At 59.1% G+C, this 7,016-nt stretch carries 6 protein-coding genes and 3 pseudogenes; 6 read left to right on the plus strand and 3 right to left on the minus strand.

What is annotated here, in order from left to right; translation table 11 throughout:
* Nucleotides 1–5: 5 nt before the first annotated feature.
* From Q5H31_RS05970 to Q5H31_RS05980, 4 genes and pseudogenes are all read left to right on the plus strand, one after another.
* Nucleotides 6–212 carry a hypothetical protein gene (locus tag Q5H31_RS05970; RefSeq protein WP_302457596.1) on the plus strand — a complete coding sequence of 69 codons (207 nt, stop codon included), beginning with the start codon at nt 6–8 and terminating at the stop codon, nt 210–212.
* Nucleotides 213–329: 117 nt separating this feature from the next.
* Nucleotides 330–1,817, plus strand: a complete 1,488-nt coding sequence (locus tag Q5H31_RS05975) for a glycoside-pentoside-hexuronide (GPH):cation symporter (protein WP_195202241.1) — start codon at nt 330–332, stop codon at nt 1,815–1,817.
* A gap of 342 nt (nt 1,818–2,159) precedes the next feature.
* The gene (locus tag Q5H31_RS08225; protein ID WP_230578897.1) at nt 2,160–2,216 is read left to right on the plus strand and encodes a hypothetical protein; all 57 of its coding nucleotides are present in this window, start codon (nt 2,160–2,162) and stop codon (nt 2,214–2,216) included.
* 69 nt (nt 2,217–2,285) lie between these two features.
* A pseudogene (locus Q5H31_RS05980) lies at nt 2,286–2,738 on the plus strand (beta-galactosidase trimerization domain-containing protein); the annotation flags it as partial.
* Nucleotides 2,739–2,883: 145 nt separating this feature from the next.
* On the opposite strand, the pseudogene Q5H31_RS05985 reads toward Q5H31_RS05980, so the two are convergent.
* Together Q5H31_RS05985 and Q5H31_RS05990 are read right to left on the minus strand one after the other, a co-directional pair.
* Nucleotides 2,884–3,135, minus strand: a pseudogene (locus tag Q5H31_RS05985) (DUF4928 domain-containing protein); the annotation flags it as partial.
* 24 nt (nt 3,136–3,159) lie between these two features.
* A pseudogene (locus tag Q5H31_RS05990) lies at nt 3,160–3,333 on the minus strand (DUF4928 domain-containing protein); the annotation flags it as partial.
* Between the two features lie 121 nt (nt 3,334–3,454).
* Here Q5H31_RS05990 and Q5H31_RS05995 point away from each other — a divergent pair.
* Complete coding sequence (locus Q5H31_RS05995; protein WP_302457597.1) at nt 3,455–4,627, plus strand: ABC transporter permease; 1,173 nt, start codon at nt 3,455–3,457, stop codon at nt 4,625–4,627.
* 26 nt (nt 4,628–4,653) lie between these two features.
* Entirely contained in the window at nt 4,654–5,991 is a 1,338-nt protein-coding gene (gene aroA / locus Q5H31_RS06000) for a 3-phosphoshikimate 1-carboxyvinyltransferase (protein ID WP_065445061.1), read from the plus strand.
* A gap of 170 nt (nt 5,992–6,161) precedes the next feature.
* Here the strand turns inward: aroA and Q5H31_RS06005 are convergent.
* Nucleotides 6,162–7,016 (minus strand): acetate/propionate family kinase (locus tag Q5H31_RS06005; protein WP_302457598.1); only part of this gene is annotated, 855 nt, incomplete at its 5' end.

Genomic DNA, 7,016 nt, shown 5'->3' on the forward strand with positions numbered 1-7,016 from the left:
ATATTATGGAAGAGGCCGGGGCCTCCTTTACCGAAAAGGATAAACAGTTTTTATATAAAACGCAAATCCTGTTTACCGCTTCCAAATCACTGGCACTGCTTGCCGTCTACGCTACGCCGCGTCCATGCAATGTCTCGGTTCAGCTCATGTTATCCCATCCTTGCGACACGCTGTTTATCTCCTTGTTTACTAATGCTTTTTACTTTCAGTGATAAAACTTGTATGCTTACGGTGATAAAACTTGTATGCTTACGGTGATAAAACTTGTATGCTATACTTTGCAAAATCAATGAGTGATTCCATGCTCTGGGTTCTTAAGGAGAAGATTAATGAGCAACGAAAATGTCGCGGACGGTGACGTCCGCAGGAAGGGCGGGTTAGGCCAGCGCATCGCCTACGCGTGCGGCAACTTGGGGCAGGCTGCCTTCTACAACGCGATGAGCACGTACTTCGTCACGTACGTCACCAGCTGCCTGTTCGTCAGCTACAGCAAGGCTCTAGCCGCCCAAATGATCGCCGTCATCACCGGCCTGATCGTCGTTATCCGCATCGCCGAGATCTTCATCGATCCGCTGCTGGGCAACCTCGTGGATAACACCACCACCAAGTGGGGCCGTTTCCGCCCGTGGCAGTTCATCGGCGGACTGGTCTCCTCCGTGTTGATCATGCTCATCTTCTCCGGTATGTTCGGACTGGTCAACGTGAACACCACGCTGTTCATCGTGCTGTTCGTCATCACCTTCATCGTGCTTGACGTGTTCTACTCCCTGCGCGACATCTCCTACTGGGGCATGATCCCGGCGTTGTCCTCCGACTCCCACGAGCGTTCCACCTACACCGCCCTCGGCACCTTCACCGGCTCCATCGGCTACAACGGCATCACCGTCATCGTCATCCCGATCGTCAGCTACTTCACCTGGACGTTCACCGGCGCCAAGGGCCAGGGCCAGGCCGGATGGACCTCCTTCGGCTTCATCGTCGCGCTCCTCGGCCTGATTACCGCCTGGACCGTCGCCTTTGGCACCAAGGAAAGCACCAGCGCGCTGCGTGCCAAGGCCCAGAAGAACGGCAACCCGTTCGAGGCGTTCAAGGCGCTGTTCCAGAACGACCAGCTGCTGTGGGTCGCCCTGTCCTACCTGCTGTACGCCATCGCAAACGTCATCACGACCGGTGTGATGTACTACCTCTTCGTGTTCGTGCTTGACGAGCCTGCCGCCTTCTCCATCACCGGCATCATCCCGCTGATCGCCGGATTCATCATGGCGCCGCTGTACCCGATTCTCAACCGCTGGATTCCCCGTCGCTACCTGTTCACCGGCGGCATGGTCTCCATGATCATCGGCTACACGATGCTCGCCCTGTTCTCCAGCAACCTGCCGGTCGTCATCGTCGCCCTGATCTTCTTCTATGTGCCTGCGCAGTTCATCCAGATGACCGCGATTCTGTCGCTGACCGACTCCATCGAGTACGGCCAGCTGAAGAACGGCAGGCGCAACGAGGCGGTCACCTTGTCGGTGCGTCCCATGCTCGACAAGATCGGCGGCGCGATGTCCAACGGTGCGGTCGGTGCCGTTGCCCTCGCGGCTGGCATGACCGGTCATGCCACGGCAGCCGACATGACCGCGTCCAACATCGCCACGTTCAAGACCTTCGCCTTCTACGTCCCGCTTGTTCTCATCATCCTCAGCCTCGTCGTGTTCTGGTTCAAGGTCAAGATCGATGAGAAGATGCATGCGCAGATCGTTGAGGAGCTCGAAGCCAAGCTCGCTTCCGGCGAGATCGTCGACGATGAGGCGCAGGCAGTTATTAAGAACTGATCTCCCGTTCCCATCCCTCCCATAAGGCCCGTCCGCCTGAACCGCAAGATGCGGTCCGTGGCGGACGGGCCTGTTCGTTCCTGCGGTCGGCGGTCATGAACATACCCATGTCGGTTCCGGCAGTGGGGCCGGAACCGGCGGCGTGTCGACTATCGGCCAGGAGTGTCTATCAGCTGGTATCCGATATGGGCCGTGGCCCTGCGCCGCCTGCCAAAGGAGATAACCGTGCGTGCATGACGTGACTTCGTATGGCCAAAACTGCTGACCGCGGACGGACGCGGCATCGCTTTCGGTGGCGACTATAGTCCCGACCAATGGCCGGAGGAAATCTGGGATGACGACATCCGCCTGATGGGCCAGGCCGGCGTCAACACCGTGGCCCTTGCCATCTTCAGCTGAGATCGCCTCCAGCCCATCGAAGACCATTGGGATTTCGACTGGCTCGATCGCGTCATCGACAAGCTCGGTGACGTGACCGTCGCCGGACCGCATGTGCAGGTGCTTGCCTCGTATGCCGGCGAAGAAGCGGATGAGTGGGAGCTTGACGGCATGGCCGCGATCACCCGCAACACGTACGGCGAAGGGGAGGCGTATTTCCTCGGCTGCGATCTGGGCGTGAGCGATCTGACGCGATTCGTGGGAGGCTGGCTTGCCGCGCAGCCGCAGGATGGCCGGCAGCCGGAAGCCAACCTGCGGTCGCCCGCCAGCGGCGTGACCTCTGACGTTCTGCACACCGTGCGTCAATCCGACGACGCCATATTCGACTTCTATCTGACACGTGGCAGATCGGATGTCGAACTGCGCGACATCGCAGGGGAGCCGATCGTCCTGTTCCGGGCGGAACGGGGCAGTGACGGCGGCGCGTATACGGTGCATCGCAATGGCGTTTTCGTGACGAAGCGCCCGAACCCGTCGGTGTAGTCAGTTGCGACGAAACAGGAGGGCGGAGCCGCGGACGGTTTTGTGAGACGGTCCGCGGCCTCACCGTTGGAAGCCGCGGACTCGGATCATCAGCAACGGACGCGCCGTTGATTTCCACTTCCGGAGCAACGATGGTGAGCTTTGCCGCGACGAGATGCTGCAGGACGGTGCCGACGTACATGGTGCCCGGATTCTCCCTTCGCCGCTGCGCTGCCTGCCGCAGCAGATGTTCCACGGCCGCATCAACGGAAAGCGAGTTGTCGGACTCCAGCTTGAATGGTTTGCTGGTGAAGAACGCCTGAATTCGTTTGACCCAGTATTGCTCGATCTCGGTGAATTGCTCTGCTGTCGGACGTAATTCATTGATGAGCTCGGCATAGTCATGCATCAGCGCCATGGTGCCGCGGCTGGTTCGTCCCTTAAAGGTTGAACCGATAGAACCGTCATTCATTACTTTTTCAACGATACCGACACGCTCATTCGATTGTGTCCAATACTGCTTTCTTTCTGCATGAACAACGGTACTCGGCAAGGCGGTAACGATAGTCGCAAAGGCTAAGAAGCCCGTACATAATCGTTTTTTGTAGTGTTTCAGATTTTCAGTAGAATGGCGACAGCCAAATCCCGCTGGCTTGCTAGTAAAGCGTTGTCCTCGGGGGGAGTTTTGTTTGTTGTTGAAAGATAACGCGGCATCGAATAGATAGGGGAGGCCCGGCATGGGACGTCATCAGCGTGCAGAAACCTCCGGACTCATCTCCTTCTTGATTTGCGCCGTCGTTGGCGCGGTATCGATGAACCTGTACATGGAATACGCGCCGGCCATCTGGCAGCTGACGCAACGCCGATTCATGGTATGTTCGGGCATCGTGGCGGCATGCGGCGTCATTTCCTTCATTATTGGCTATGCGCGCAAATCACGTTCATTGAACCTCAAACATGGTTGGTTTGCACCGATTCGTCGCATTTTCGAAATCGTCGCCCTTTCGGTGGTGTATGCCTCGACCATCTTCCTGTCGTCCTTCGCCCTCATCGGTGCGGCCAACGATATGATGGGCAAGGCACTGTTCTCCGGCTATCTTTCCAGCGTCTGCGCGGCCTTCGCCGGCGTGGTGGGGTATATGACCTTCGTGCAGGCGGAGATGATGAACGCCAAAACCATTGCCAGCCTGTTGCCGTTCTTCGTCATCTCCGGCGTGGTCACCGCCGGCATGACCACCGACGACCCATACTGGTATCACAACAACTTTTCGCAGCTTGGTGACAGAACCACGTTCGCGGCCCGTATGTTCAACTCCACGCTGATTCTTGCCGGCACATGCATCATCATCGTCAGCTACTTCGCCATCTCCGAGCTGGTGACCACCGAACGGCTACAGCGCCTCTGGCACGACCGCACCAACAGAGATCCGAATCGCGGCTACGAAATCCCACATTTCATGCTGCGCATCTCCATTCTGTCCTTCCTGCTGATGGTGGCCGGCCTGGCATTCATCGGCATCGGCGTGTTTCGGTACACGCCACACAATCTCTTGCACAATATATGCGCCAAAGGCCTGCCGTTCGTCATGCTGCTGCTGTTCGTGCTCCTGCCGTGGCTTGCGCCACGCCTGTCCAAAGCAGTGATGGTGGCCTCCGACCTGACCGCGCTCGTATGCGCTGCATTCTGGGTCAATATGATGATGGGTCACAACACCCTCACCAATGTGGAGGCGTTGGCTGGTCTGGCGTTCCTCGGCTGGTTCATCGTGTTCTCGCGCCAGATCGCTGCCATAGAGGCCGATCGCGCGGCCGCTCAGTTGTTGCACGCGCAGGCCATCGAAGGCGGTTTTGAGCAGCCGTCTTCCGCACCTGATCAGCAGATCGAATCCCGCATCGCTGCCGACCGGTGAATAATTTGTTTGATAGATTTGGCCTTATGACTGAACGACTCACGAATCTCTGGCCTGCCCCGCTCGCCGCACAGCCGTTGAACGCTACGGTAACGGTGCCGGGCAGCAAGTCCCTATCCAACCGCTACCTGATTCTCGCCGCCCTCGGCAGCAAGCCCGTTACTCTGATTGGCCTGCTGCGTTCGCGCGACACGGACCTTATGATGGGCGCACTCGAAGCCCTCGGTGTCCGCTGCGACGTGGATTCCGCAACCGACACCACCGTAACGGTTACTCCTCCTGTATCCGGCCGATTCCATGGCAACGTCAATGTGTTCTGCGGACTGGCCGGCACGGTGATGCGTTTCGTGCCCGGCCTTGCCCTGTTTGCAGATGGCCCAGTGAATTTTGATGGCGACGAACAGGCTTATGCACGCCCGATGAAGCCGGTGCTTGACGGTTTGGAACAGCTGGGTGCAACGGTTGATTACCACGGCGAGGTTGGCCGTCTGCCGTTCACTATTACGCCGCCTGCAACCTTGCCGTCTGCCCAGGCGCAGGTCAGCATCGATTCGTCCGGTTCTTCCCAGTTCATCTCCGGCCTGTTGCTGATTAGTTCCAAACTGCCTAGCGGTCTGCACCTCGCGCACACGGGGGAGAAGACCCCGAGCCTACCGCACATTCGCATGACTGTGGCTGATGTGACCGGTGCCGGCGGTGCGGTTGAGGCCGACGAATCCGCCCGCACATGGACGGTTGAACCGCGCGCAATGCAACTGCCGAGCAAGGTGACCGTTGAGCCCGACCTGTCGAACGCGGCGCCATTCCTCGGCGCGGCATTGATCGCCGGCGGCACGGTCCGGGTGCCTCATTGGCCTGAGACCACCACCCAGCCGGGTGGTTTGTTGCCGGGCTATCTGGAACAGATGGGTGCCAAAGTATCGTTCCCGACAATCGATGGCGTGCGCTATTGCGAGGTGACCGGTGACGGCACCGTGCATGGGCTGGGTACGTTCGATTTGACGGCGGCCGGGGAGATTGCGCCCTCGTTGGCGGCGATTCTGGTGTTTGCTGATAAGTCGACAGACATGGTTGGTATTGGTCACTTGCGCGGCCACGAAACGAATCGTCTGGAGGCATTGGTCAACGAGATTCGTCGTGTTGGGGGAGCGGCTGAGGAATTGCCTGATGGATTGCGTATCGAACCGGTGCCGGCGGAGACGTTGCACGGTGCCGTGATGGAAACCTATGCTGATCACCGTATGGCCACGTTCGCCGCGATGCTGGGGCTGCGTATTCCCGATATCGAGGTCATCAACGTGGCCACCACGCGCAAGACCTTGCCTGATTTCGTCGGTATGTGGAGCGGCATGCTGAGGCAGTAAGGGGTCCTGTGTTCTGGTGGACCCCCCTCAGTCCGCCGGAGGCGACTGAGGGGGAGTATGACGCAGGGGTAGGGGTCTCATGACCATATACGAATGGGGGCTGATTCCAATCGGAATCAGCCCCCATAGTGTTGCAACTAGAGATTGGTGAGATGCCTAACGGCGGTTACTTACTTGGCGAAGGTGTTGCCGTAGGTGTCGGTGCCGGCTTCGGCGATTGCGGCGGACTTGCGGGCGATGGCCAGCTCTTCGTTCGTCGGAATCACGGCGATGATCACGGAGGAGTCCGGAGTGGAGATGATGCGCGGTTCCTTGGAGCGGGTGGCGTTCTTCTCCTCGTCCAGCTTGACGCCGAACGGAGCGAGCTTGTCGCACACCATCTTGCGGACCACGTCGTCGTTCTCGCCCACGCCAGCGGTGAAGGTGATTACGTCGCAGCCACCCATCTGGTAGGTGTAGTTGCCGATGTAGCTGACGATGCGGTGCACGTAGACATCCAGAGCCAGCTTGGCGTCCTCATTGCCCTCGGACACCAGACGGTGAACCTCACGCAAATCGCCATAGCCGGTCATGCCCATCATGCCGGAACGCTTGTTGAACAGGGCGTCAAGCTCGTCCACGTTCATGTGGGCGTTGCGGATCAGGTGGAAGACCACAGCCGGGTCGATGTCACCGGTACGGCCGCCCATCATCAGGCCCTCAAGCGGGGTCAGACCCATGGAGGTCTCAACCGGCTTGCCGGAGACCTCAGCGGAAGCGGAAGCGCCGTTGCCGATGTGCAAAACGATCTGCTTCAGGCCTTCAGCCGGCTTGCCGATGACGTCCGGCACCACGGAGGAGATGTACTCGTGGGAGGTGCCGTGGGCGCCGTAGCGGCGGATGTGGTACTGATCGGCGATTTCCTTGTTCAGCGCGTAGGTGCTGGCGGCCTTCGGCAGCTGGAAGAAGAAGGAGGAATCGAAGACGAAGATCTGCGGAACGTCCGGCAGCAGGGAGCGCATGACTTCGGCGCCCTTGGCCTCCGG

The organism is uncultured Bifidobacterium sp. (assembly GCF_959020155.1).
Classification (GTDB): domain Bacteria; phylum Actinomycetota; class Actinomycetes; order Actinomycetales; family Bifidobacteriaceae; genus Bifidobacterium.